Consider the following 26,346-nt stretch of genomic DNA (forward strand, 5'->3'; position numbering starts at 1 on the left):
TCAAAAAATTTTCAAAAAGTCCCGTCGCCCCGCGGGAGTCTGATTTCAAAGGTCGTGCCCTCGGGACCGGTATGCGCCAGTATCAGGTCACCGCCATGCCCGCGCACCAGTTCCTGAGAGATGGCAAGCCCCAGGCCAGAGCCTCCTTTACGCACTCCGCCCTGAAAAGGAGTGAACAGGTTTTCGCGCGCCTTGGGCGGCAATCCGGGGCCATTATCCCTGATCTCGACGCACCAGTCATCTTCATGCACACAGCCGGCAATCGAGATTTTTCCCGGCTTCCCAGACGCAACCAAGGCCTGACGCGCGTTACGTACAAGGTTCATCATGACACGGAATATCTGTTCCGGGTCTGCACGGGCCACTAAGTCCTTGGGCACGTCGTTCACAATCTCGATGCAGGCATCCGCAACGGCCAGTTGTTCGCTGGCAACCACGTCTGCGGCAACATCGTGCAAGGGCACCATGGTCAGCGTCGGTGCAGGCTCTTCCGCGCGTCCGAAAGCCAGCGTACTTTCGCACAGCGACACCGCCCGCGTGATCGAGTTTACCAGCTTGGGCGCCATACGCCGCACCAATGGATCATCGCTGGTCTCTATCCGGTCGGTGAACAGCTGTGCCGAGGTCAGTATGTTCCGAAGATCGTGGCTCACCTTGGCTACCGCGCCACCAAGTTGGGCCAGCCGTTCACGTTGCTTCAGGGCCTGAGTTAGCTCAGTCTGCAATTGCTGCAACGCCTCCTCAGCCTCGCGCAGTTCGCTTACTTTGGAGTTAGGCGAAATGATCCCACGCGCGTCTTCCGGCGCTCCGGCATAGCGCTGCATGTACCCCACGACACCTTTGATCGGTTTGACCAGAACCACGCGCACAGCCAAAAACAAAAAGAACGCGGTGATAATGGAGATGACAAAAGACAGCCCCAGAATTCGCAGGCCATAATCGGTCATCGCCATGCGCAGGGGCATGCTGTCTATGGTAACCTCAATCAACAGGCCTGCCCCTTTGACGGGCTCTCCGATCACGCGGATGACTTCATTCTCAGTCGTGAACAGACGCGCCAGCGCGTCGCGGATCAATACCCAAGGCCCTGCGTCGCGCAGATCGTAGGTCTTGGTAATCTGTTCCGGAATCGGCGAAGACAGCATCAGCTGACGCACCTCATCCCGGCGCAGCACGACGTTATAGACACCCGCATTAGCCAGTAGTTCGGCCTCAAGGTCTTCGGCCAGCATGTCGTCGGCCAGCAGAGCCAAAGACGCGATCTGAGCCCGTTCAAGCCTGTTCAGCAGGAAATCTTCGCGAAAGCGCGCAATCGAAGGAACAAAGATCAAAATCTCGGCCAACATCACGAAGACCGTCGTCAGGATCAGAAATCGGCCCGACAGCGAATTCAATCTGCTCTCCCTTCCTGGTCAGGGCATCCAACGCTGGACGAACCTGACGACACGTTTAACCGTTTGATTCTCAAACAGCCTTGGCGAGAAATAGGCACCCGCCACCCGTTTGTTAAGCTCTCCGATCGTCGGATAGGGTGAAACCATCGCGGCGATCTGTCCCATCTTCAGGTTATTGGCCAAGGCCAGCGACCACAAGTTGATCAACTCACCGGCCTGATGACCCACGATTGTAGCGCCCACAGGCCGGCCTTTTACAACCATGACCTTAATGAACCCTTTTGTCTTGCGTTCAGAGATCGCGCGGTCGTTGTGGTGATAGTCAAAGCGCGCGATTTCCACATTTTCACCATGCCGTTCGCGCGCCTGGTCTTCGGTCAGACCAACCTGCGCCAATTCCGGATCGGTATAGGTTGCCCAGGGGATATGTGCGGTTTTTGCCTTTGACGGCAAACCAAACAAAGCGGAACGGATGATGATGCCCGCGTGATACCCGGCCACATGAGTGAATTGCAGGCCACCTGCGACGTCGCCAATGGCGTAAACCTTACGGTTCGTTGTGCGCAGCGCGTCGTCGACCTTGATCCCGGTGCGGGTCGGCTCAATCCCGGCGGCCTGTAGGTTCAGGCGCTCTGTGTTGGCTTTTCGCCCTGCTGCCAGCAACAGATGAGACCCCGAGTAGATCTCACCCGTCTCGGTCACAACCTCGACGGCCTCTTTGTTGCCGCGGATCTGGGCAACCATCGCGTTTTCGTGAATCGCCACGCCTTCGGCGCGCAAGCTGTCCAGAACGATCGCGGCCGCCTCGGGATCGTCCTTGCCCAGCGCCTGCAGACCTTCGATCACCGTGACCTTGCAACCCAATCGGATATGCGCTTGCGCCATCTCCATTCCGATCGGCCCGCCGCCAATTATCAAAAGATGTTCCGGCTTGTCTCGCAGATCAAAGATCGTCTCGTTGGTGTAGAACGGCACCTGTTCCAGCCCCGGAATCGGAGGCACCAAAGGTGACGAACCCGTTGCGATCACCACCCGCCGCGCGGTGATCAAATGCTCGCCCGCTTGCACCTGTGTCGGAGAAACAAAGCTGCCGAATTCCCGGATTACCTTGACGCCAAAGCCTTCGAACCGCTCCTGGCTGTCCATCGGCTCGATCTGAGCGATCACATCATGTACGTGGTCCTTGGCGGCGGCATAATCTACCTGAGGCGCTACATCAGCCACGCCCAGCGCGGCAGAATGTGCCTGACCATAGGCCGCCTTGCCGCTGGCAATCAGGGCCTTCGACGGGACGCAGCCGAAATTGAGGCAATCGCCGCCCATCTTGTGGCCTTCCAAAAGGATGACATCGGCTCCCATCTGGCTAGCGCCAGCAGCGACTGACAGCCCCCCGGACCCGGCTCCAATCACCAGGATATCGGTTTTCATTTCTTGCATGATTTCAGCCGTCCTTTCGGCCACGCAGGGATTTTATCACAATTGGCAGTGCGGCCAGCACACACAAGCCTATGATCGGGCCAATCACAAATGGTTCCCACAATAGCGAGACATCCGGTGTTTCGCCCCGGTCGAACACGCCACCCAGCCCAACGCCTATCCATGTATAGACTATACCTCCAGGAATGATGCCCAGCGCAGTGGTGATCAGGAAGTTGCGGAACTTCACACCGACCAGTGCAGGAACCAGATTGGCCACAAAGAACGGCACAACGGGGACTAGGCGCAACAGAAACAGCACCGAGATCTCATTCTCGCGCAGCCCGTCTTTCAGTTTCTTGATCGCCCCTTCCGAGGATTCAAGCCGTCTGGTCAGGGATTCACCCAACCCCCAGCGCGCCGCCAAGAAGATCGCCGACGCACCGATGGTGGCCGCAAATACGTTGAACACGGTTCCGGCGAACAGGCCAAAGAGAAACCCACCGGTCATAGACGCCACTGCCGCACCTGGCAGCGAAAACGCGACGATGACGATGTATATGCCGACAAATGCCCCGGCCATTGCCCAGTAGTTGGCATCACGCCAAGCCAACAGCGCTTCGCGATTGTCCCGCAGTGTTTCAAAAGTCAGATAATCACCCAACGTGAAAAACCCCACCGCAGCTACGGTGAGAATCACCAGCAATGGAATGTGCCGCGCAAGACCGCTGCGCGGCGCCTGAGTCGTATCGCTCATGAGGCTGTCCGGTTTGTTGCGTTTCATTCTGCACCCAACATGCGCTGCTTGAACGTCGGGCAACAGGGGCCTCACGCGGCCTTGATGTTTTTGGTAGGGAATGTGAGGGTTTGGGGCGATAAACCTGCCATTTTGAAACCTTTCGCCCGCCCCGATTACAGAATTGTTGCAAAAGGGGCGAAAACCCCCACCTAGGGGTTTGACTTACCCTCCGCTACCCAGTAGAGGACGGGCTTCGAACACTACGGGCAGGCGAATCCGCGCCGCACCCGACCGCATTTAATGGAGACGGAGCGATGAAACGCACCTATCAGCCTTCGAACCTGGTTCGCAAACGCCGCCACGGTTTCCGCTCGCGCATGGCCACCAAGGCCGGTCGCAAGATCCTGAACGCGCGCCGCGCAAAAGGCCGCAAGTCGCTGAGCGCGTAAACCGCTCACCGATCAGGTTATGAACATGACGCCGCCGGAGGCCCCTGAGGATGGTAAGAACCACCCCGGGGATATGCCCCCGGCGGCGTCCGTTTGCGCGCCCGAATCTCTGACAGTTCTCAGAAAACGATCCGATTTCCTGCAAGCCGCCCGCGCGCGCAGGCAGGGCACTTCTTCGATGATGGTGCAGGCCCGCAAACGCGCGCCTAACGAGGCGTCGGGAATCCGGGTTGGTTTTACCTGCTCCAAAAAAGTCGGTAACGCCGTCGCCCGAAATCGGGCTAAACGCAGGCTACGCGAAGCCGCCCGGGCCGTTCTGCCCGTGAACGGCCAATACGGGTGGGACTACGTTCTGATTGGACGAGCCGAAACCACAGCCGCGCGGCCCTTTGAGGCGCTTCTGGACGATCTACGCTACGCGCTGCGCAAACTGCACGGCGGGGGAAAATGACCCTGTTGTCTCATATCGTAGCCCTGCCCGTCAGGATTTACCGACTGGTCTTCAGTCCTTGGGTCGGGTTCAATTGCCGGTATCAACCCACCTGCTCGGCCTATGCTCTGGAAGCATTGGAAAAGCATGGTGCGATCAAGGGAAGCTGGCTTGCAGCGCGGCGAATTGGCCGATGCCATCCCTGGGGTGGTGACGGATACGATCCCGTCCCCAATCCCAGGGAAGATGACAGCTAACCCTTGTGACCTTCCGTCAGGCTTGACCCGTTCAAACCCTCGCTGAACACTTGAGTGCGTTCAGCCCGAGGTTCAGATGACATCCGACGCCCGCCAGACCCTGCCCACTCATGACGTTTTGAACCAACCCCCAGCGCGTGGGGATTTTGACCTCTGGTCCTCGGACCCTGTGCTGCAAAACGCAGTGCATTTCTCAGGCGGCCGCGCTGCACCGTTGGCGGCTTATGGGGAAACCTTGGGACAGACAGCGACCCGCGAGCTGGGGCGTGAGGCCAATCGGCACCTCCCGGAGCTGCGACTGTTCGATCAGGGCGGCAGGCGTTTGGACGAGGTCCGGTTTCATCCCGCCTATCATCAAATGATGCAGATCAGCCAATCCGCCGGGTATGCTGCTCTGGCTTGGGATGGGCAGCCCGGTGGTCACACGACACACGCGGCGATGATGTATCTGGCAAGCCAGGTTGAGCCGGGCCATTGCTGCCCATTGACCATGACATATGCGGCGATCCCGGCCCTTGGTGCCAATGAACAGATCGCCTCCGTGTGGCGGCCCAAGCTCATGGCGCGCAGCTATGATCCGGCGACGAAACCGATCGAACAAAAGGCCAGCGCCACTTTGGGCATGGCAATGACCGAAAAGCAGGGCGGCTCGGACGTGCGCGCCAATACCACAGTTGCCAGCCAGGACGGAGAGCATTGGCGCCTGCGCGGGCATAAGTGGTTCTGCTCGGCCCCCATGTCGGACGGTTTTCTGACGCTGGCACAAGCGCCCGGTGGGCTGACCTGTTTCCTCGTCCCCCGGTGGCTGGACGGTGAACGCAACGCCATCCACCTGATGCGACTTAAAGACAAGCTGGGGAACAAATCCAACGCCTCGTCCGAAGTCGAATATCACGACGCACTGGCTTACCAATTGGGGGAGCAAGGCGCGGGCGTTCGAACAATTATCGAGATGGTCCATCACACCCGGCTGGATACAGCCGTGGCCCCAGCGGGCGTGATGCGCGCAGCCCTCAGCGAAGCGCATCATTGGGTCACCCACCGCAGCGCTTTTCAGCGCCGGTTGATCGACCGACCTCTGATGCGCGCTGTTCTGGCGGATCTCGTGTTGGACTGGGAGGGCGCATTGACGCTGGGGATGCGCGTCGCGCAGGCCTTCGACGGCCAGTCACCCGAAGACAAGGCCTTTGCCCGTATCGGTGTCGCCCTGGCCAAGTTCCTGAATAACAAGCGGTGCCCGGCCGTAGTGGTTGAGGCGATGGAGGTGCTGGGTGGCATGGGCTATGTCGAAGACACGCCCATGCCCCTGCTGTATCGCGAAGCCCCGCTGAACGGTATTTGGGAGGGGTCGGGCAATGTGATCTGTCTCGACATTCTGCGCAGCCTGTCTCGCGACCCGCTGGCCGCTGAGGTCCTGCAGGCCGAACTGGATACCGCAACGGGTGTCGACCAAGGCTATGAAGCCGCGCTCAAAGCGCATCGTGATCGGTGGCCCGGGCTGCCGCCCGAGAGTGAAGCCCGTTGGTTTGCCGAACGTACTGCATTGCTGCTGACAGCAGCTCAGCTATTGCGTCGCGCACCCGCGGCCGTTGCAGACGGGTTCATCGCCACAAGGCTTTTGGGCAACAGCGGTCGCATTCACGGATCGGTGTCCGGGCTGGACACGGGCGCCCTGCTTGCCCGACTGGGCTGACCCGGCCACTTGCCCGGTTGGCTCAACTGCTGTAGGGGCTGCGCATGTTTGACGAAGCTGACGATATCCACCCGCTCTTTGCAGGCGCGCCCTCGACCACCGAGTTCAAAAAGCTGCGCAAACGCATTGTGCGCCAGACCCGTGAGGCCATCGAGCACTATGGGATGGTGGACCCGTCCGCGCATGACAAGGACGGGAAACCGCCCCGCTGGCTGGTTTGCCTGTCCGGCGGTAAGGACAGTTATACCCTGCTGGCCGTTCTGTACGAACTGAAATGGCGTGGCCTGCTGCCCGTTGATTTACTGGCCTGCAACCTCGACCAGGGCCAGCCCGGATTTCCGGCCACTGTCCTGCCCGAGTTCCTGGAACGAATGGGCGTTCCGCATCGGATTGAATATCAGGACACCTATTCCATCGTGATGGACAAAGTTCCACAGGGCCGTACCTATTGTGCTCTGTGTTCACGTCTGCGCCGCGGCAATCTGTACAGAATTGCCCGAGAAGAAGGCTGCAGTGCCGTCGTATTGGGTCATCACCGTGACGATATCCTTGAGACGTTCTTCATGAACCTGTTCCACGGCGGACGTTTGGCTACCATGCCGCCAAAGCTGGTAAATGAAGAAGGCGACCTGTTCGTCTTCCGCCCCCTCGCCCATGTTGCCGAAGCAGATTGCGAAAAATTCGCCACCTCGATGAGCTATCCGATTATCCCTTGCGATCTGTGCGGTAGCCAGGATGGTTTGCAGCGCCAACAGGTCAAACAGATTCTGGATCAATGGGAAAAGAACAGCCCCGGACGCCGTCAGGTGATGTTTCGAGCCCTGACAAACGCGCGCCCATCGCATCTTTTGGACCCCAAATTGTTTGATTTTCAAAATCTTGCACTCAACCCGAGTGAAAAAGACGAAAATTCCAACGAAATTCCACAGCTCCGTTAACGAGTGACTCAGAATGGTTTCCTAGGGTCGACCTGAGCGTTTCAAACGCAAGGTAGAGGCCCGAAGATTCGATGTGGAAACATATTTCATTCAGCAGAATTCTTGAATCTCTTGCCGCAGCGCTAAGCGGCCCGCCCGCCTTGGCCTTCGCGCCCGCGATCAGTCTGGCCGCGTATTGGATCGGCGGCGAGCGGGTCTTGGTTGTCGCGGCGCTTGCACTGCCGCTTGTGTTCGCCGCGGTATCAACCGCGCACAAGGCCAGCATTCGGGAAAAAGACAGCAACGGCCTCCTGTCTCTCGACAGGTTTGCGGCCCAGATGGAAACGCTGTTTGCGAAAAATCAGCGCACTGGTCACGAAGCCTCCTGTATGATTGTTGAATTGGACGGGTTTTCTGAATGTCTTGATCTGCATGGAAATTCGGCCGGGAACGTAATGGCTGACCAGTTCCGCAGCCGGGTTCTTTCGGTCATACGCTCACATGACATTGCCACTGGGTTGGACCAGGGCAAGATCGCAATCGGCCTGCACGCCGCGCAGAATCTGGATCTGGAGGCCTGCATTCAGATGTCGGGGCGCATTCAGGCCGCCGTCGATGAGCCAATCACGCTGAATGGCACCAGCGTTTATATGTCATGTTCAATCGGGTTTTGTCTGCAATCCGCGTTGCCGGATGTTGCGTTTGCTGGATGGATTGATGCCGCCGGTGCAGCACTGGCGGAAGCGCAAAGAAACGGTCCAGCAACGATCCGCGCCTTTTCGTCGGAAACGCAGCGGCGGGCTCGCGTGCGCGCCAACCTCCGAAATGAATTTATTGCAGCCTTGGATAGCAGCGAAATCCGGCCTTGGTTTCAGCCGCAAATTTCCACAGACACCGGGCAGGTCACCGGTTTCGAAGCGTTAGCCCGTTGGGAACACCCACAAAAAGGCGTATTGGGACCGCAGGTTTTTCTGCCCTTTGCCGAACAAGCTGACTTGATGGAACGCCTGGGACAGGTAATGCGACACCACGCGTTCACCGCTATGCGCGAATGGGACGGAGCTGGCATGGCTGTACCCCGGATTGGCGTGAACTTCTCCTCCGAAGAACTGCGTGATCCGGCACTAATCGACCGGCTTAAATGGGAGCTGGATCAAAATGACCTGACCCCCGACAGGTTGTCCGTCGAGATTCTTGAAACCGTGTTTTCCCGACGTCCCGATGACGTGATCACCCGCAACGTTACAAGCATGTCTAATCTTGGCTGCTGCATTGATCTTGATGATTTTGGCACCGGTCACGCGTCCATTGCGTCGATCAAGCGCTTTGACGTTTCGCGCATTAAAATTGACCGGTCCTTCGTGACGAAAGCGGATCGGGACGCAAACCAACAGCAGTTGGTCAGTGCCATTTTAACCATGGCAGAACGGCTGAATGTCGAAACCTTGGCCGAAGGAGTCGAGACGCCCGGTGAACATGCCCTGATGGCGCAGCTGGGTTGCGATCATGTGCAGGGGTTTGGAATTGGCAAGCCCATGCCTTTTGAAAAGACGCTGGAATGGATGGCCGCGCATCAGAACAAACTCAACGGAATGCCAAAAATCGGCCGCCAGGCAGGTCCGTAGGCGCGAATTAACGCCACAGAACCTCAATCCGTGATGAATTATAGGGCGATTCCGCTTGACCTTTGGGCCCGCACTCTGTTGAACCCAGCGGGTGTCTTTCACTGCTCAAGGTGGCTGTCCCCGATGGACGATCAGAACAAGAACCTCATCCTCGCAACCGCGCTCAGTTTTCTCGTGATCCTGGTTTGGTTCGTGCTGTTTCCTCCTCCGGAACAGACAACCGCACCGGAAACCACCGAAATCAGCGCGACTGATGGCACCGAGGTTCAGACCCCAAGCGCCGCGGGCACCAATACAGTTGGTGAAGCAACCGCAGACGCAACTGAGATTGAACCCGACGCCCAAGCACCGCGGATCGAAATCGAAACACCCCGCCTGAAAGGCAGCCTGTCTCTGTCAGGCGGTCGCATCGATGAGTTGTTCCTGAAAGACTACAAGGTTTCGATAGAAGAAGGCGCACCCATTGTTGAGCTGCTGTCGCCCGTCGGGTCGGACTCGGCGTATTATGCCTTGTACGGATGGGCACCAGGCGCAGGTGTCGCAGGTGCGGACGTCCCCGGCCCGAACACGCTGTGGACCGTTGAAGACGGCGAAACCCTTGGCGTCGATACTCCGGTCACTCTGAAATGGGACAACGGCAATGGCTTGACCTTCCGTCGCAACATTGCAGTGGATCAGGATTATATGTTCACTGTCACCCAGTCGGTTGAAAACAACACCCAGGCCGAGGTCGGCATGGCCCCATACGGCATCCTGGCCCGTCACGGCATGGGTGAAGACGGCGATCTGCCCGACCTGAAGAACTTCTTCATTTTGCATGAAGGCGTGATGGTCATGGCCGATGGCGTTCTGGACGAGATCGACTATGGCGATGTGCGCGACTTTGACATTGACCCGAACGAACGTGCGCAGGCCGAAGTCTTCCAGATTAAGGAAGGCGGCTGGGTCGGCTTTACCGATCACTATTGGATGACGACTCTGATCCCTGCTGAGGGGTCGGCATTCAAAGCGGCGGCAAAGTATGACGCTCGCCGCAAGATCTACCAGACCGAAACAGTTCTGCCGACGCTGACTGTTGCGCCCGGCGCAACTGAAGAAGTCACCACCCAGCTGTTCGCAGGTGCGAAAGAATGGGAGACCATTCGCGAGTATCAGGCTGCCGGTGTGCAGAAGTTCGTCGACAGCATCGACTGGGGCTGGTTCTACTTCCTGACCAAGCCGATTTTCTGGCTGCTGCACAACATCAACGCACTGATCGGCAACATGGGCTGGTCGATCATCGGCCTGACGCTGATCATCAAGGCGATCCTGTTCCCGCTGGCGTTCAAATCCTACGTCTCGATGGCGAAGATGAAAGAACTTCAGCCGCAGATGGAGGCCTTGAAAGAAGCCGCCGGCGATGACCGCCAGAAGATGCAGCAGGGCATGATGGAGCTGTACAAGAAGGAAAAGGTGAACCCGGCCGCGGGCTGTTTGCCGATCCTGATGCAGATCCCGATCTTCTTCTCACTGTATAAGGTGATCTTTGTTACCATCGAACTGCGTCAAGCCCCATGGTTTGGTCCGTTCCGGGATCTGAGCGCGCCCGATCCGACGTCGATCATGAACCTGTTTGGTTTGCTGCCCTTCGCAGGTCCTCAGCCAGATACTTTCATGGCGCTGATCTTCATTGGTATCCTGCCTTTGCTGTTGGGGATCTCGATGTGGTTGCAGCAAAAACTGAACCCGGCACCAACAGATCCAACTCAGGCGATGATCTTTGCCTGGATGCCTTGGGTATTCATGTTCATGCTGGGCAGCTTTGCCAGCGGGCTGGTCGTTTACTGGATCGCGAACAACACGATCACCTTCACGCAGCAGTACCTGATCATGCGCAGTCAGGGCTATAAGCCCGATGTGTTTGGCAACATCAAATCCGGCTTCAAACGTACGCCCAAAACGGACGACAAATGAATGCTGAAGTAACTCATATCTGGCGGCATCCGATCAAAAGTCATGGTCGTGAAGCCGTTCAGTCCGTTACAGTGACCCCCGGGCAGACAATGCCCGGGGATCGCGTTTGGGCGGTCGCGCATGAAGTGTCAAAGGCCGATGGCTCGCAATGGGTGCCCTGCGCCAATTTCAGCCGTGGATCAAAGGCACCGCAGCTTATGGCCATCTCGGCCCGGCTGAACGGCGACACGGTAACGTTGACACATCCAAATCGTCCCGATCTGACTTTTGATCCGGACGAGCAGCAGCAGGTTTTTCTGGACTGGGTCCAACCGCTAATGCCTGCGGATCGGGCAGCGTCGGCCCGGATCATCCGTGTGCCGGGTCGAGGTATGACAGACAGCGACTATCCTTCGATCAGCCTGTGCAACGTGGCATCGCACCGCGCGGTCGAGCAAAAGCTTGGCAGCAATCTGTCGATCCAGCGCTGGCGTGGTAACATCTGGTTCGACGGCCTGCCCCTGTGGGAAGAGTTCGACTGGCTGGGTCGCGAGGTGCAGATTGGCGAGGCCGTGTTCAGTGTCAAAGAGCGCATTCAACGTTGTTTGGCCACAACGGCAAATCCCGAAACCGGCGTACGCGACGCAGATACGCTGGGCACATTGAAAAGCTGGGGCCATCAGGATTTCGGCGTTTACACCGAGGTCGTCCGGGGCGGCACAATTTCAGTTGGCGATAAGGTTCACCCGTTATGACCACCCTTCCCTTCCCACTGGCTGAAGACCCGGACGAGTTCGCGCTGGAACGCGGCCGCAAACTGTTTGCAGGCGAGTCCGAGTTTGTCAAAGGCGTGGTCGCCATGGATGGCCTGCCTGCACCGGACCGTCTTGAGGTCTGCTTTGCCGGGCGCTCAAACGTAGGCAAGTCCAGCCTGATCAACGCGCTGACCGGCACCAAGGGATTGGCACGCGCGTCCAATACGCCTGGCCGCACGCAAGAGATCAACTTTTTCACCCAAGGTCCTGAACTCTATCTGGTCGATCTGCCCGGGTACGGATACGCCAACGCCCCGGTGAAGGTCGTTGAAAAATGGCAGCGGCTGCTGAAGCAATACCTGAGCGGTCGCCAGACCCTCCGCCGGGCCTTTGTCCTGATTGACTCGCGCCACGGGGTGAAGCCGGTCGATGCCGAGATCATGAAACTGCTGGATACCAGCGCTGTCACATTTCAATGCGTGATGACCAAGGCAGACAAGGTCAAAGCCAACGAGAGACAGAAGGTGCTGGATCAGGTGCGCGGCGCGTTGTCCAAACACCCGGCCGCCTTCCCCGAGATCGTTCTGACCTCATCGGAAAAAGGCGACGGGATCCCCACACTGCGCTCGATTATCGCGCATCTGGAATGATCCTGATCGGTCGTATTTTCCCGTTTCTGACGCTGCTGGCGCTAATACTGACCAGTGCGATCCCACAGGGTTGGATGCCCGCGATGGGCGGGGATGGGAAAGTTCTGCTGGTGATCTGTACCGGCGAGGGCACTGTGGAACAATGGGTCGATCTGGACCCCGACGGTCCTGTGCACGACGACACGGACTTGCGCGCAATGTGCCCATTCGCAGGCTTTACGGCTGATATTCACTTGCAGTCAGTCGGCGCGACCGTCCCTTTTGCGGTTACGATCCAGCCACGCTGGAACCATCGTGATTTTACCCATCGCAGTGCCGGGTTCTATGCCCGCTATGATGCGCGAGGGCCACCCATCTTCTCCTGATTCACTTCAACACTTTTGAACCCGTGCACTCGCTGCGCGGGGCAATACTCGAATCCGGAGAATAAAAATGGCACTAAACAGCCAAAACCTGGGGGACACCCCGGCGCAGAGCACTGCTGCGCAAAAATTCTATTTCGCCGCCTGGCGGTGGCATTTCTATGCGGGGATCTTCGTCATCCCTTTCCTGATAATTTTGGCTGTCACAGGCCTGATGATGATGTTCATCACCCAGTTCGATGGTCGCGATGGCGAAAAGATCGCCGTAGAGGTCCAGGGGCAAGCGCTACCCGCATCCCAACAGGCCGTCATTGCGCTCGAAGAGGTGCCTGGCACAGTCGTCGAATGGATCGGTCCCAAAGCTGATGATTTGGCGACCGTGTTCCGCATCAAAACCGAAGAAGGTCAGCGACTTGTGGCCATCGATCCCTATGCTGGAAAAGTCCTGCAGGTCTGGGATCGCCGCGCCGGGTGGTATGATCTGGCTGACAACATCCACTCGACTCTGCTGATCGGCACAACCGGAGACCGCATGTTAGAAGTCGCTGCGGGGCTGAGCCTGCTTTTGGTCTTTACCGGTCTTTATTTGTGGTGGCCGCGTGGAAATGCCTGGGCTGCTTTTGTGCCCAATCTGCGCGCTCGCGGTCGCGCCTTTTGGAAATCGCTGCACGCCGTGATCGGATTCTGGATGTCCGGGTTGCTGGTCGTTTTTCTGATCTCGGGCTTGTCTTGGGCCGGCGTCTGGGGCGGCATGATCGTCCAACCCTGGAGCAGCTTTCCAGCTGAAAAATGGGACAACGTGCCCCTGTCCGATGATATCCACGCCAGCATGAACCACGGGCACCGAAATGACGTTCCATGGGCGTTGGAACAAACCCCGATGCCTGCCTCAGGGTCCGATGCCGGGGTCGACGGAGTAGCAGACGGCGCGTTGGTAGATATCGACGCGCTTGTTGCTCTTGGCTCCGCATTGGATATGACCGGGCGGTTCCGCGTGGCCTATCCCAACGGCGAGGATGGTGTCTGGACCCTGAACCGCGACAGCATGAGCAGCGACTCGACCGATCCAGTGAATGACCGTACCGTTCATGTGGACCAGTATACCGGCAAAATTTTAGCGGATGTCCGGTATCAGGATTACTCGGTGATGGGGAAATCCATGGCGCTGGGCATCCCGTTTCACATGGGCCTGATGGGTATGTGGAATTTTGTTTTGAATGTTGTGTTCTGCCTGTCTGTCATCTTCGTCTGCGTCTCTGGCGTTGTGATGTGGGTAAAACGTCGCCCTCAGCGGGCCCGACGTCTAGCCGCACCGCCGATGCCTGCGGAACTGCCATTGTGGAAAGGGGCCGTCCTGATCGGCTTGTTCACCGCGATGGCTTTCCCGCTTGTGGGCCTGACTTTGCTGGTCGTGCTGGCCATTGACTTGCTGTTGATCAGCAACGTCCCGGCGATAAAACGCGCGGTGAGCTGACATGCAATCAGGCCGCATCGGACAACCCGGTGCGGCGCTATAAGCGATCCGGTCTTGGCAGAGCTGCGCAAAGGTCCTAACACGGGTTCCCAGAGGGACTGCAGCCATGAAGACAAGAGACATGAACCGGGACTGGATCGCAACCGCCGCAACGCTGAACAGCGCACTGCCTTACCTGCAACGCTATGACGGCGCGATTGTCGTCATCAAACTTGGCGGCCACGCCATGGGCAGCGACGAGGCGATGGAAAGCTTTGCCCGCGACGTCGTTCTGATGCGTCAGGTTGGGGTAAACCCGGTCGTCGTGCATGGTGGCGGTCCGATGATCAACGCAATGCTGGACAAGCTGGATATCCAATCCGAGTTTGTGAATGGCAAGCGTGTCACCGATAAAGCCACCGTTGAAGTGGTCGAGATGGTTCTGTCCGGCCTGGTGAACAAGCGCATCGTGCAGGCCATCAACGGTCAGGGTGGCTCGGCTGTGGGCCTGTCGGGCAAGGATGCGCAGTTGATGACCTGTGATCAGACCGATGAGTCCCTGGGTTTTGTCGGAAGTCCGGCAGAAATGAACCCGAAAATCCTGCATGACCTGTTTGCACATGACGTAATACCGGTGATTGCCCCTCTGGGTGCTGGTCGAAATGGTGAGACCTTCAATGTTAATGGCGACACCGCTGCCGGGGCCATTGCATCGGCGCTGAAGGCCGATCGCCTGCTGTTATTGACCGATGTCTCTGGCGTGAAAAACGCAGCGGGGGATGTCGTGACCGAGCTGAAGGCCGGTCAGATCCGCGAGATGACGCTGGACGGAACAATTGCCGGCGGGATGATCCCAAAGACCGAAACTGCGCTGGATGCGTTGCACAGCGGGGTCCGTGCCGTAGTTATCCTCGATGGGCGTGCGCCCAATGCCGTCCTGCTTGAACTTTATACGGAACACGGTGCCGGGTCGCTGATCCGGCCGGACTGAATTATCGGCGGAGGAGACATGAACAAAGGCCATCCACCCTCCTCGACCGCAGCGGCGTTTACCTATGCTCAAATCGAACAGGCGGCACAGGACGTCGGCCTGATCGTCATGGGAGCGCTACACCCCCGTCTTACGGATGCAAAGCAATTGGATGGCGGAACGCTGATCCTGTTGGGCGCGGGGGCAGCGTTCTGGCCCGCCTTGAAATCCTCACCGGAATGGCACGGCAAAGACCCGGTTGACCGCTGGTCGTCGCGTGTGGTGGGGCAGATGGCGCAAGACTTATCCGCCAAAGCCTATTTTCCGTTTGGCGGCCCGCCCTATGCGCCCTTTATCGACTGGGCATTAAAGTCGGGGCGGACCTTCAGCAGCCCGGTAGGGGCTTTGGTACATGATCAGGTCGGCATGATGATCTCATTCCGAGGTGCCCTGCACTTCAGCAGTGAGTTTCCCATACCCGCACCGCCCGGCGCGGCCCCCTGCGACACATGCGAGGCCCCCTGCACCCAAACATGCCCTGTTGGCGCATTAAACAGCCGCGAGTTTTATGATGTGAAAGCCTGCCATGCCCACTTGTCCACCGCCGAAGGACAAACATGCATGACAGGCGGCTGCCTTGTAAGGCTGTCTTGCCCTCTCAGCGCCGGTGCCGAGCGCGATCCGGAACAGTCCGCACACCACATGAAGGCGTTTCACCCGTCATGACCCGCACTCTGATCCTGACACGCCACGCGAAATCCAGTTGGGACAGTCCCGCCCTTGCCGATCATGATCGCCCGCTGAATAAGCGCGGGCGCAGGTCAGCTTCGGCAATTGGTGCATGGCTGCGTAGTAACGATTGGCTGCCGCAAGAAGTTCTTAGCTCAAGCTCGGTCAGAACGCGCGAGACCTGGGAGAAGATGGGTTTGCACGCGGACAAAGTTCGCTTTCACCGAACCCTTTATCATGCGGACTCCGCAGATATGCTGCGCGAATTATCGGGCGCGACAGGTCAGACTGTTTTGATGTTGGGCCACAATCCCGGCATCGCCTCTTTTGCAAACCAGATCGTCAAGACCCCGCCGGATCACGCCCGGTTCTTCGACTATCCGACATGCGCAACAACGGTGATCCACTTTGACATCAGGAATTGGTCAAACGTTCGGTGGCACAGCGGCAATGTTCAGGGGTTTGTCATTCCACGCGCGTTGCTGGAATAGGAAAAGGCGAGGCCATAGCCCCGCCTTTTCCTGATTTGGCAATCGGGTTCAGTGCCCCAAAATCTGGCTGAGGAACAGTTTCGTCCGCTCGCTTTTGGGGTTGTTGAAGAACTCTTCCGGTTCGTTCTGCTCAACGATCTGACCGGCATCCATGAAGATCACGCGGTTTGCGACCTGACGGGCAAAACCCATCTCGTGCGTCACGCACAGCATGGTCATGCCTTCCTCGGCCAGTTCGATCATGGTGTCGAGCACCTCTTTGATCATCTCGGGGTCCAACGCCGATGTCGGTTCATCGAACAACATGATCCGAGGCATCATGCAGAGCGAGCGGGCAATCGCCACACGCTGCTGCTGACCACCCGAAAGCTGACCGGGGTACTTATCCGCCTGTTCGGGGATTTTCACCTTTTCCAGGAAGTGCATCGCACGCTCTTCGGCCTCTTTCTTGGGCGTCTTGCGCACCCAGATCGGGGCCAACGTGCAGTTTTCCAGAATGCTCAGATGCGGGAACAGGTTGAAGTGCTGGAACACCATGCCAACCTCAGACCGGATCTTGTCGATGTTCTTGAGGTCATTCGACAACTCGGTTCCGTCCACGACGATCTTGCCCTGCTGGTGTTCTTCCAGCGCGTTCAGGCAGCGGATCAACGTGGACTTACCCGACCCCGACGGCCCCGCGATAACGATCCGCTCGCCTTGATTGACGGTCAGATTGATGTCGCGCAGCACATGGAAGGACCCGTACCACTTGTTCATGTTGGTGATTTCGATGGCGACCTCGTCGCTCACCTGCATCTTCGAGCGGTCGATTTCGCGTTCAATTGCAAGTTCAGACATGTGTTGAACTCCTTAACGGTGGCCAGTCTGAAGCTTGCGCTCCAGATACATGGAATAACGGGACATGGAGAAGCAGACGACGAAGAACAGCGCCGCGATGAACGCGAACAGTTCCCAGTAGATGCCGTTCCAGGCGGTGTCGGCACGGATGGCGGATGCCAGTCCGATCACGTCGAATAGTCCGATGATCGACACCAGTGTCGTATCCTTGAAGATCCCGATGAATGTGCTCACGATGCCCGGAATTGAGATTTTCAGGGCTTGCGGCATGATGATCAGTCGCTGTGCTTGCCAGTAGTTCAGGCCGAGACTGTCGGCACCTTCATACTGACCCCGTGGCAGAGCAGCCAGACCACCCCGGATCACCTCGGCCATATAGGCAGCCGAGAACAGGGTCATCATGATCATCACCCGCAGGATGATGTCAAAGTTGGTGCCCGGTGGCAGGAACAGGTTCAGCAGCAGCGAGGCCACAAACAAAAGGGTGATTAGAGGCACGCCGCGGATGAACTCGATAAAGCCCACGCACAGGTACTTAACGATCAACAGGTCGGACTGACGGCCCAGCGCCAACACGATTCCAATCGGCAACGAAACACCGATGGCCACAACACCCAGCAAGATCGCGAGCATGAACCCACCGAACTGACGACTTTGGACCGCTTCAATGCCGATTGGGATGATCGATGCCATTGCACTGGCGAAATAGCTGGAGATGACCAGCCACCAAACCACGGAGGCCAAAACCCCAAGAATTATGCCAAACAGGCCGCTCAGTTGCTTGCTGACCAGTGTGTAGACACCCCAACCAACAACAAAACCCAGCGCTGCCGAGATCGGGCCCCAAATCGTACCGCCCCACATAAGCCAGACCATCAGGAAGGGGTAGATCGCCGAAAAGATCAGCATCTTGGTTGGCACACGGTCCGAATATAGAACCGGAGCTAGTGCCACTAGCAACAGTAGCAGTGCAACGATCGGACGCCAGTACAGATGGCTTGGGTAGAACCCAAACAGCAACTGCAGCCAGCGATCGTTGATCACCGCCCAACAGGCATGGCCATGGGTTGAACCCCAAGTTGCCATCATGATCTCGCGGCATTCGTTCAGCGAGTTCGCGTTCCAGACGGACTGGAAGACCCACGGCAGAACACCCGATAGAACGTAGTAGATCGCATAAAGCGAAATCAACGTCAGGATCGAGTTGAACCAGCCGGAAAACAGGTTGTGCCTGATCCAGCCAATCGCACCGACTTCAGACGCTGGCGGAGCTTGTTCCGGCAACATCTCTGTGCGGACAAATGAAACATCACTCATATTACCGCTCCACCAGTTTGACACGGTTATTGTACCAGTTCATCACCGCCGAAATGCTCAGCGAGATGCACAGATAGACCAGCATCAGCAGCAGAACACATTCCAGTTCGCGGCCGGTCTGGTTCATGGTGATGCCACCCAATGTACCCGTGATGTCCATGTATCCGACCGCAATCGCCAGTGACGAGTTCTTGGTCAGGTTCAGATAGTTCGAGATCATCGGCGGAATAATCACCCGCAGCGCCTGCGGCAGGATCACCAAACGCATGATCCGGCCCGGACGCAGTCCTAAAGCAGCGGCTGCCTCGCTCTGACCCTTTGAGATGGCTAGGATACCAGCGCGCACGATCTCGGCGATGAAGGCTGCTGTGTACAGCGACAAGGCCAGCCACAACGCGATCAATGAGTTGCGCATATGGGTGCCGCCCTTGAAGTTGAAACCCTTTAGTTCAGGGTAGCCGAGGTGGAAGCCCAGTGCTGCAAGCAGGATGATCATCGGAACGAACAGGATGCCCAACTGGATATGCCAGATTTTCGGGCGGTCACCGGTCGCCTCTTGTTTGGCTGCGGCCCAGGCCGAAACCTTGCGCATGGTAAAGATACTACCACCCAGAACGATCAGAAAAGCAATCAGGTCCAACGAAACATCGAACCGAATGCTTGATGTTCCGAACAGGTGGATGTCACCCAAGCTGCGCGAAAACAGGAACTCGGGGATATACACGCCGCGATTAGTGACAGCGACGGAATTGAACAAATCCATCGTAGCTGTCGGGTTATCGCCCCGGAATGCGTTTGGTGCTGGTAGACCCTCGATCAGAATGGCCATTGCCAGAACGATCCACAACAAAACAGGCACATTGCGGAACATCTCGACATAGACGGTCATGATCCGCGCGACCAACCAGTTGTTGGACAGGCGCAGGACACCAACCAGAACGCCGACGATTGTCGCTGTGATACAACCCAAAACAGCTACGACCAGCGTGTTTAGCAGACCTATAAAGGCTGCTCTCAGGTGGCTGTCTTGTGAGCTGTATTCCAACAAACGCTGATTGATATCATAGCTTGCCGATTCCCCGAAAAAGCCAAACTCGACCGGTTTGCCCAGAGCCTCGAGGTTTTGAATAGTGTTAGAAATAATCCAGGCTGCCAGAAGCATGAAACCGATCAATGCAATGACCTGAATGGTCGCTGATCGGTACCGCGTATCATAAAGGAGCATGGACAGCCGGAACTGCTCCTTCGGCGGGTCAGTGAGAGTCGTCATGACCTATGTTTATCCCCGTGCATCCCGATTTTTGTCGGCGAAGTTGGTCTTCGCTCAATCTATTCGGGAGTGTTTCTTATTCATGGAAAAAGGGCGCAGGTTGCCCTGCGCCCTTTCCCGTGGATTTTAGCGGAACGGCGGCGAGTACAGCAGACCACCATCGGTCCACTGTGCGTTCAGACCGCGTGCCAGACCAATCGGAGTTTCTTCGCCGATGTTCTGGGCAAACACTTCACCGTAGTTGCCACCCGCCTTGATTGCGCGTGCAGCCCAGTCAGCGTCCAGACCCAGCATCTCGCCCAGAGTTCCTTCGGTACCCAGCAGACGGTTTACTTCGGGGTTGTCACCAGCACCCGAGCTCAGTTCGTCGATATTGGCCGAGGTAACACCCAGCTCTTCAGCCGAAATAAGCGCGTTCAGGGTCCAGCGGACAACATCGCCCCACTCGTGGTCGCCATGACGGACCAGCGGGCCCAGCGGCTCTTTCGAGATGATTTCGGGCAGCAGGACGTGATCACCGGGGTTTTCGAACGTGGCGCGGGTAGCGGCCAGGCCCGAAGCGTCGGTGGTGTAAACGTCACATGCACCAGCCAGATACTGCTGCTGCGCTTCGGCGTTGGTTTCGATCGGAACCGGCTCGTAGCTGATGTTGTTCGAGCGGAAGAAGTCCGCCAGGTTCAGCTCGGTGGTGGTGCCGGTCTGGATGCAGACGGTCGCGCCGTCCAGTTCCTTAGCCGAGGTTACACCCAGCGCTTTTGGAACCATGAAACCCTGACCGTCATAGTAGTTGACGCCCACAAATTCGAACTTCAGGTCCACATCGCGGCTGAACGTCCAGGTGGTGTTACGGGCCAGCATGTCGATCTCACCCGAAGCCAGCGCGGTAAAGCGTGTCTTACCGGTGGTCGGAACGAATTCAACTGCGCTTGCGTCACCCAGTACGGCGGCGGCAACGGCACGGCATACTGCCACGTCAAAGCCTTTCCATTCGCCGTTGGCATCCGGTGCGGCAAAGCCAACCAGACCGGTGGTCACGCCACAGTTCAATTTGCCACGGGCCTTGACGTCGTCAACAGTGCCCGCAGTGGCTGCTGCAGCAGCCAGACCGGCAACTGTGGCCACGCCCAAAATTACGGATTTTTTCATTTTTACCTCTTCCTGATTATCCGCCCCTGTCCGAGGCGGCTCTGTCCGGCACCTCTGGCACCAGAAAGGTTACTCCAAAGGTGTCTCCCCTTTAGTGGGCATGAGTTTGCTCGCATTCATAAACAAACGTCAAGGGTCGGATCAGGGAAAACGATGAGTCAACTCAGCGATGACCGCATCTGTATCACAATTTAATGCCCGGTAGGCTCAGATAGAGATTTCAAAGAACCGTTTTGCGTGTAGGAACGCAGCCTTTTTGATCTCGGCCGCCGCGTGCGCCTCGTCGTCGTGGCCCCATTGTTCGATTTGCCAGGCCTCGTCGAGCCTTGAGATTTCCCAGATATCCCCGGCCGGGCGCCAACCCATGGCGGCAGCAAATCCAAGGACCAGCGAGCCGGAGAGGCTGACCAGATCGTGGAAAGCAGCAAGCTGGAAGTCGTTGAAATCGTGAACGCGACCTCGAAGTGCGTTTAGCACTTCCGCAGACTGTGGCTGATGCAGCACACCAGCCACGGGAATCAATCGCGCGGCCAGAGTTTCAGCCGCCCAATCCAGGGCCGGGTCCCATTGATCGGCTTGCCGTTGTTGCAACGTTTGCGGGTGGGTCGCCCGGTAACACAGCAGATCCGAATCGCCGTAGTCGGCCAGCATGTCTGCAACCTCGGCGTGCTGATGACGTACCTTGTCGATGGCCGCGTTTGCCGAACGCGTGAACGGCATGAGGGTCGGATCGACCTCTTTTTCCTGAGCATCCCATTCAGCCGCAACCGCTTCGGCCATCGCCTGGGTCGGCAGTATCAACGCTGCCTTGGCCGGTGTTTTGACCCGGCGGCCATCCAGTTCAACCGTGTATCCGTCGTCCGCTTGGACAACCGCACTTGCGGTCCAAAATCGCTTGGGCTTCCAGTCGCTCATGTCTTCAGGTCCAGATGTCATCCAGCGCACGGGGCAGCTGATCAAAGGTTTCAATAATGCGAGCCGCACCGGTTAGGGCGGAACGGTCATGATATCCCCAGGATACGCCAATTCCCGCCACCCCGGCGGCCTGTGCCATATCCATATCGAACCGGGTGTCGCCAATCATCACCGTATCCACCGCATCAACGCCGGTTTCGGAACGGGCTGTATCGATCATCGACGGATGAGGTTTCGAAGGATGATGGTCAGCAACCTGTCGGGTCACGAAAAAGCGCTCCAGATTATGCGCTTCGATCAAGGCGTCCAGGCCGCGTTGAGATTTACCGGTTGCCACACCCAACAACATCTCAGGGATGGAATGCAGTGCTTGGATAACCTCCCGCGCACCGGGATAAAGCGGAGAGCTTGCGGCCCCCTGTTCCAGACGGTGTGCGTGATAAGCCTGTTTGTAACCCTCAACCAATTTATGCTGAACCGTTTCGCCCTGCTCGGGCGCAAGCTGGGCCATGGCATTAGGCAAGGACAGACCGACAATAGACAAAATCGCCTTGCGGGCGGGGACCGGCAGGGACTGGGCGTCGAAACTGGCGGTCATCGCTGCGACAATGCTGCCTTGACTGTCAACAAGCGTTCCGTCCACATCGAACAGCACCAGACGCAAGGGTGCGCTCATTGCAGTTCCTCGAACGGATCATCCGCGGCCAGATCTTCGGTCCAGCCGAAAGTGTCCCAACTGTGTTTCATATGCTCAGGCAAGGGCGCCTTAACGGTAATGGTCTTGCGTGTGACCGGATGCTGGAAAGAAGCCTGCCGCGCGTGCAAATGCAGTTTTTTGCTAATAATCCCACCCAATTGGGCGCCCCAGCCATCGCCCAGGTTTTCTTGCCCCGAGCCACCGTATTTGCCATCCCCGACAATTGGATGGCCAATTGCCGCCATATGCGCCCGTAACTGGTGTGTGCGCCCGGTAATCGGCTCCATCGCCACCCACGAGGCGCGGCCCGCGACCCGATAAAGCGTTGAATAGAGCGTATGCGCTCGTTTCGCACCGGGGGTTTCGTCAATTTCATTCAGATGCACGGGTATCATCTTTTCGCCTTCGCCGTGCTTGCCGTGACCGGGGGCCTTCACCAACCCGGTCTTGATTTCACCCAGATATGGCGTCGGCACGCCTGCCACCAACGCCCAGTAAATCTTGCGGGTGTCGCGATGACGAAAAGCAGCCGTCAGCCCTTTGGCCGCCTCGCGGGTGCGGGCCAACAGCAGAACACCCGACGTGTCCTTGTCCAAGCGGTGCACAAGGCGGGGATTTTCATCATAGCCAAAGCGCAGAGCCTCGGACAAACCATCTACATGGCGGGTTTGGCCACTGCCGCCCTGCACCGGAAGACCCTGGGGCTTGTTCAGCGCCAGAACATGATCGTCACGGTAGATCACGCAGGACTGGATCATCTTGGCATCCGCGTCCGATATACGTCGTCTGACCTCGGCCGGTTTGTGATCGGCATCCGGCAGCGGCGGCACACGTACAACCTGCCCGACTTCAAGCCGGGTCGAGGCTTTGACCCGCCCTCCTTCAACGCGCAGTTCGCCTTTGCGGCACATCTTTTCGATTCGACCCTGGCTGACATGCGGGAACAGTCGGCGCAACCACCGGTCAATCCGCTGATCGCCATCCCCCTCTGCCACGGTGATCAATTGTACGCCACTCATACCGATATCCCCTTCACGCGGCGGTTCCGCGCGGATTGTGTGCCCTCAGGTGCCTTAGAAAACATGCGCGTCTGTGGCGTGCCGCACGGCAAGAGTCAAGCCAGCGCTAGGACCTGTTCCGCTGCGACCGAAGCTTAGCAAAGTAATCCAGCCGCTTTTTCAGTTCCCGCTCAAAACCACGCTCCACGGGCTGATACAGCTCGGGTCGGTCCATTCCATCGGGAAAATAGTTCTGACCCGAAAACCCATCCTCTGCATCATGATCATAAGCATAGCCCGCGCCATAGCCCTGATCTTTCATCATCGACGTCGGTGCGTTCAGGATATGCTTTGGCGGCGGTTCGCTACCCGATTGCTTGGCCAGCCTCATGGCGGCTTTGTAGCCTACATAAGCGCCGTTCGATTTGGGAGCCAAAGCCAGATAGACCAGCGCCTGCGCGATGGCCAGTTCACCCTCGGGGCTGCCCAGGCGTTCGTAAGTTTCCCACGCGTGCAAGCAGATCGACTGCGCCTGCGGATCGGCGAGACCGATGTCTTCGACCGCCATCCGCGTAATCCGCCGTGCAAGATATCGCGGATCTTCTCCACCCGTCAGCATCCGCGCGAACCAATAGAGCGCCGCATCCGGGTCAGATCCGCGCACGGACTTATGCAGGGCCGAAATCAGATTGTAGTGCTCGTCCCCGGATTTGTCGTATTTGGCCGCGCGGCGCATTAGCCGTGTGGACAACGCATCAGGGTCCAGCGGTGCATCCACCTTCCAAGCCGCAACTTGTTCGATCAGATTCAACAGCGCGCGCCCGTCGCCATCCGCCATCTCTTGCAGAGCTTCGCGGGCATTGCCCGTCAACGGCAGGGCGCGGTCCAGCTCTTTCTCTGCGCGCTGTGTCAGACGTTCAAGGTCGGCGAGGCTGAGCCGTTCAAGGACAAGTACCTGTGCTCGGCTAAGCACAGCGGCGTTAAGCTCAAAGGACGGGTTCTCGGTCGTGGCCCCGACCAGCAGGATCGTCCCATCCTCCATATGCGGCAGGAACCCGTCCTGCTGCGCTTTGTTGAAGCGATGGATTTCGTCAACGAACAGCAACGTGCCCTGCCCGTTCTGCCGACGGAACTTGGCCGCTTCGAACACTTTCTTCAGATCTGGAACGCCAGTGAATATCGCACTGATCTGAACAAATTGCAGGTCAGTTTCCTTTGCCAGCAAGCGTGCAATGGTGGTTTTCCCGACGCCCGGCGGACCCCAGAAAACCAAACTGGACAGGCTACCCGAGGCCAACATAACCCCCAGTGGAGCGTCCGGGCCAAGAACCTGCTGTTGTCCGATGACGTCAGCCAACGACTGCGGGCGTAACCGATCCGCCAACGGGCGGTTCGGGTTTGGCGCGGGCGCGGTCGCCCCGGTATCGAATAGATCACTCACCAGATCACAACCGGAAACGCAGGGATACTTGCTGTCCGCCACGCAGAACATCCAGGTTCACGCGACGTCCAGGATCCGTCAGGGCGCGTACAACGTCCTGCGGGTGCTTGATATCAGCACCGTTAATATGTTGAAGCACGTCACCCGCGCGCAAACCGGAACGCCCGCCAAACCGGTCAGCATCCACCACGACCACGCCGGTTTGCGTCAGCTTCAATCCCATCCGTATGATCACGGCCGGGTTGACGCGCGAAACCTTCAGACCCGGCATCACTGTGTCGTCATTCAGAACGGTTTCGTCAGCCGGTGGGGTTTCCGGGACTTTGATCAGGGCAACCTCAACGTCTGCGCGATCGTCGCCTCGCAACCGGGTTAGGATCGATGTGCCGCCGACCCCTGCCACGGACATGCGAAACTTCATCTCGGCGGGTGAGTTCACCTCATCACCATCAACATGGGTCACCACATCGCCGATGCGCAGGCCAGCGTCAGCCAGCGGGCTCAGATCATGCAGATTGGTGATGACAACACCCATCGGAATAACCAGCCCCAGAGATTCGGCAATATCCGCACTCATGTGTTGTCCAGTCACACCCGCCCACGGGCTGACAAAGCTGTCATTCCCTGCCTTGGCCTGGCGCAGAAACTCGGCCACCAAGTTGGCCGGGATTGCAAACCCAATGCCGTTGGAACCACCAGAACGCGTCAGGATCGAGGTGTTGATCCCGATCAGATCACCATTCACGTCGATCAGCGCCCCGCCGGAATTGCCCGGATTAATCGCGGCGTCGGTCTGAATGAAGTACCCACGTGCATTACCCGTCGCTGTCCCAGTCCGCGCCAGACCTGAGATGATGCCAGAAGACACGGTTTGGCCGACACCAAACGGGTTGCCAATCGCCAGTGCCAGCTCTCCCACCTCGACGTGGTCGGAGTCGCGAAAGTTCAGATGCGGCAGGTCTTTGGCCTCGTCCAACCGCAGTATCGCAATATCGCTTTCCTGGTCCCCCAGCACCACGTGTGCCGAATACTCACGCCGATCAGTTGTCACGACGCGGATTTCTGTGGCAGTTCCAACAACGTGGTAGTTCGACACCACATAGCCGTCCGCAGACAAAATGACGCCCGAGCCCAGCGAGTTCTGAACTCGCGGGCGCGGTTCGGCAAATCCCCCGCCAAAGAACTCTTCAAAAAACGGGTCCGAGAAAAACGGATTGGCCCCGCCCTGTCTTACGATCTTGGCATAAATATTGACGACTGCGGGTGAGGCCTGTTTCACCACCGGGGCGAAACCGAGGCTGATTTCGGCCTGCGATGTTGGTACCTTTGTTTCAGCATTTGCTGACATTGCAAGCGTCGCCAGCATCAGAGAACAGAGAACTTTCCGCATGATCCATCCGTTGGTTAATCGCCTATCGGATATGCGTCTACACGGGCCGTAATGCAAGCATCGGTTCAGC

26 protein-coding genes are annotated in these 26,346 nt (G+C 57.9%); 14 read left to right on the forward strand and 12 right to left on the reverse strand.

The window, feature by feature from the left end:
• Positions 1 to 11 precede the first annotated feature (11 nt).
• The 3 genes from GOW92_RS15250 to GOW92_RS15260 are packed head-to-tail and all read right to left on the reverse strand — an operon-like array spanning position 12 to position 3,567.
• The gene (locus GOW92_RS15250) at positions 12 to 1,394 is read right to left on the reverse strand and encodes an ATP-binding protein (protein ID WP_254453031.1); all 1,383 of its coding nucleotides are present in this window, start codon (positions 1,392 to 1,394) and stop codon (positions 12 to 14) included.
• An 18-nt stretch (positions 1,395 to 1,412) separates the two neighbouring features.
• Entirely contained in the window at positions 1,413 to 2,831 is a 1,419-nt protein-coding gene (locus GOW92_RS15255) for a dihydrolipoyl dehydrogenase family protein (RefSeq protein WP_170561440.1), read from the reverse strand.
• A gap of 4 nt (positions 2,832 to 2,835) precedes the next feature.
• Complete coding sequence (locus tag GOW92_RS15260) at positions 2,836 to 3,567, reverse strand: TVP38/TMEM64 family protein (RefSeq protein ID WP_170561441.1); 732 nt, start codon at positions 3,565 to 3,567, stop codon at positions 2,836 to 2,838.
• A 296-nt stretch (positions 3,568 to 3,863) separates the two neighbouring features.
• On the opposite strand from GOW92_RS15260, the gene rpmH reads away from it, so the two are divergent.
• From rpmH to GOW92_RS15330, 14 genes are all read left to right on the forward strand, one after another.
• Positions 3,864 to 3,998: a 50S ribosomal protein L34 gene (gene rpmH, locus GOW92_RS15265; protein WP_170419442.1), complete on the forward strand. Its 135-nt coding sequence runs from the start codon at positions 3,864 to 3,866 to the stop codon at positions 3,996 to 3,998.
• A gap of 25 nt (positions 3,999 to 4,023) precedes the next feature.
• Entirely contained in the window at positions 4,024 to 4,449 is a 426-nt protein-coding gene (rnpA, locus tag GOW92_RS15270) for a ribonuclease P protein component (RefSeq protein ID WP_170561442.1), read from the forward strand.
• Complete coding sequence (yidD, locus tag GOW92_RS15275; protein WP_170561443.1) at positions 4,446 to 4,685, forward strand: membrane protein insertion efficiency factor YidD; 240 nt, start codon at positions 4,446 to 4,448, stop codon at positions 4,683 to 4,685. The genes rnpA and yidD overlap by 4 nt, the downstream gene beginning before the upstream one ends.
• Positions 4,686 to 4,761: 76 nt before the next feature.
• The gene (locus tag GOW92_RS15280; protein ID WP_170561444.1) at positions 4,762 to 6,378 is read left to right on the forward strand and encodes an acyl-CoA dehydrogenase family protein; all 1,617 of its coding nucleotides are present in this window, start codon (positions 4,762 to 4,764) and stop codon (positions 6,376 to 6,378) included.
• Between the two features lie 44 nt (positions 6,379 to 6,422).
• Positions 6,423 to 7,316, forward strand: a complete 894-nt coding sequence (gene ttcA / locus GOW92_RS15285; RefSeq protein WP_170561445.1) for a tRNA 2-thiocytidine(32) synthetase TtcA — start codon at positions 6,423 to 6,425, stop codon at positions 7,314 to 7,316.
• Positions 7,317 to 7,387: 71 nt separating this feature from the next.
• Positions 7,388 to 8,920, forward strand: a complete 1,533-nt coding sequence (locus GOW92_RS15290) for a putative bifunctional diguanylate cyclase/phosphodiesterase (protein ID WP_170561446.1) — start codon at positions 7,388 to 7,390, stop codon at positions 8,918 to 8,920.
• Between the two features lie 123 nt (positions 8,921 to 9,043).
• Complete coding sequence (gene yidC, locus GOW92_RS15295; RefSeq protein ID WP_170561447.1) at positions 9,044 to 10,873, forward strand: membrane protein insertase YidC; 1,830 nt, start codon at positions 9,044 to 9,046, stop codon at positions 10,871 to 10,873.
• Positions 10,870 to 11,607 carry an MOSC domain-containing protein gene (locus GOW92_RS15300; RefSeq protein WP_170561448.1) on the forward strand — a complete coding sequence of 246 codons (738 nt, stop codon included), beginning with the start codon at positions 10,870 to 10,872 and terminating at the stop codon, positions 11,605 to 11,607. The genes yidC and GOW92_RS15300 overlap by 4 nt, the downstream gene beginning before the upstream one ends.
• Complete coding sequence (yihA, locus tag GOW92_RS15305; RefSeq protein WP_170561449.1) at positions 11,604 to 12,257, forward strand: ribosome biogenesis GTP-binding protein YihA/YsxC; 654 nt, start codon at positions 11,604 to 11,606, stop codon at positions 12,255 to 12,257. Before GOW92_RS15300 ends, yihA begins: the two co-directional genes overlap by 4 nt.
• Complete coding sequence (locus tag GOW92_RS15310) at positions 12,254 to 12,622, forward strand: DUF2946 domain-containing protein (protein WP_170561450.1); 369 nt, start codon at positions 12,254 to 12,256, stop codon at positions 12,620 to 12,622. Before yihA ends, GOW92_RS15310 begins: the two co-directional genes overlap by 4 nt.
• A 67-nt stretch (positions 12,623 to 12,689) precedes the next feature.
• On the forward strand, positions 12,690 to 14,093 hold the full coding sequence (locus tag GOW92_RS15315) for a PepSY-associated TM helix domain-containing protein (RefSeq protein ID WP_170561451.1): 1,404 nt from the start codon (positions 12,690 to 12,692) through the stop codon (positions 14,091 to 14,093).
• 106 nt (positions 14,094 to 14,199) lie between these two features.
• The gene (gene argB / locus GOW92_RS15320; protein WP_058272395.1) at positions 14,200 to 15,063 is read left to right on the forward strand and encodes an acetylglutamate kinase; all 864 of its coding nucleotides are present in this window, start codon (positions 14,200 to 14,202) and stop codon (positions 15,061 to 15,063) included.
• A gap of 18 nt (positions 15,064 to 15,081) precedes the next feature.
• Positions 15,082 to 15,768, forward strand: a complete 687-nt coding sequence (locus GOW92_RS15325) for a ferredoxin (protein WP_170561452.1) — start codon at positions 15,082 to 15,084, stop codon at positions 15,766 to 15,768.
• Positions 15,765 to 16,262 carry a SixA phosphatase family protein gene (locus tag GOW92_RS15330; protein ID WP_170561453.1) on the forward strand — a complete coding sequence of 166 codons (498 nt, stop codon included), beginning with the start codon at positions 15,765 to 15,767 and terminating at the stop codon, positions 16,260 to 16,262. The genes GOW92_RS15325 and GOW92_RS15330 overlap by 4 nt, the downstream gene beginning before the upstream one ends.
• A 48-nt stretch (positions 16,263 to 16,310) precedes the next feature.
• Here GOW92_RS15330 and GOW92_RS15335 read toward each other — a convergent pair whose 3' ends face one another.
• From GOW92_RS15335 to GOW92_RS15375, 9 genes are all read right to left on the reverse strand, one after another.
• Complete coding sequence (locus GOW92_RS15335; protein ID WP_302477300.1) at positions 16,311 to 17,102, reverse strand: amino acid ABC transporter ATP-binding protein; 792 nt, start codon at positions 17,100 to 17,102, stop codon at positions 16,311 to 16,313.
• Between the two features lie 12 nt (positions 17,103 to 17,114).
• Positions 17,115 to 18,419 carry an amino acid ABC transporter permease gene (locus GOW92_RS15340; protein ID WP_170561454.1) on the reverse strand — a complete coding sequence of 435 codons (1,305 nt, stop codon included), beginning with the start codon at positions 18,417 to 18,419 and terminating at the stop codon, positions 17,115 to 17,117.
• A gap of 1 nt (position 18,420) precedes the next feature.
• On the reverse strand, positions 18,421 to 19,689 hold the full coding sequence (locus GOW92_RS15345) for an amino acid ABC transporter permease (RefSeq protein WP_170561455.1): 1,269 nt from the start codon (positions 19,687 to 19,689) through the stop codon (positions 18,421 to 18,423).
• Positions 19,690 to 19,815: 126 nt separating this feature from the next.
• Positions 19,816 to 20,835, reverse strand: coding sequence for an amino acid ABC transporter substrate-binding protein (locus GOW92_RS15350; protein WP_170561456.1), 1,020 nt, complete (start codon positions 20,833 to 20,835; stop codon positions 19,816 to 19,818).
• Between the two features lie 207 nt (positions 20,836 to 21,042).
• A complete protein-coding gene (locus GOW92_RS15355; protein ID WP_170561457.1) occupies positions 21,043 to 21,750 on the reverse strand; it encodes an ATP12 family chaperone protein in 708 nt (235 codons plus the stop codon).
• A 4-nt stretch (positions 21,751 to 21,754) separates the two neighbouring features.
• Entirely contained in the window at positions 21,755 to 22,426 is a 672-nt protein-coding gene (locus GOW92_RS15360; RefSeq protein WP_170561458.1) for an HAD-IA family hydrolase, read from the reverse strand.
• Positions 22,423 to 23,466: an RluA family pseudouridine synthase gene (locus tag GOW92_RS15365; protein ID WP_170561459.1), complete on the reverse strand. Its 1,044-nt coding sequence runs from the start codon at positions 23,464 to 23,466 to the stop codon at positions 22,423 to 22,425. Before GOW92_RS15365 ends, GOW92_RS15360 begins: the two co-directional genes overlap by 4 nt.
• A 106-nt stretch (positions 23,467 to 23,572) precedes the next feature.
• A complete protein-coding gene (locus GOW92_RS15370) occupies positions 23,573 to 24,886 on the reverse strand; it encodes a replication-associated recombination protein A (RefSeq protein WP_170561460.1) in 1,314 nt (437 codons plus the stop codon).
• Between the two features lie 4 nt (positions 24,887 to 24,890).
• Complete coding sequence (locus tag GOW92_RS15375) at positions 24,891 to 26,279, reverse strand: trypsin-like peptidase domain-containing protein (protein WP_438826357.1); 1,389 nt, start codon at positions 26,277 to 26,279, stop codon at positions 24,891 to 24,893.
• Positions 26,280 to 26,346: the final 67 nt, after the last annotated feature.

Origin of the sequence: Ruegeria atlantica (assembly GCF_013032505.1) — a bacterium.
GTDB lineage: Bacteria > Pseudomonadota > Alphaproteobacteria > Rhodobacterales > Rhodobacteraceae > Ruegeria > Ruegeria atlantica_F.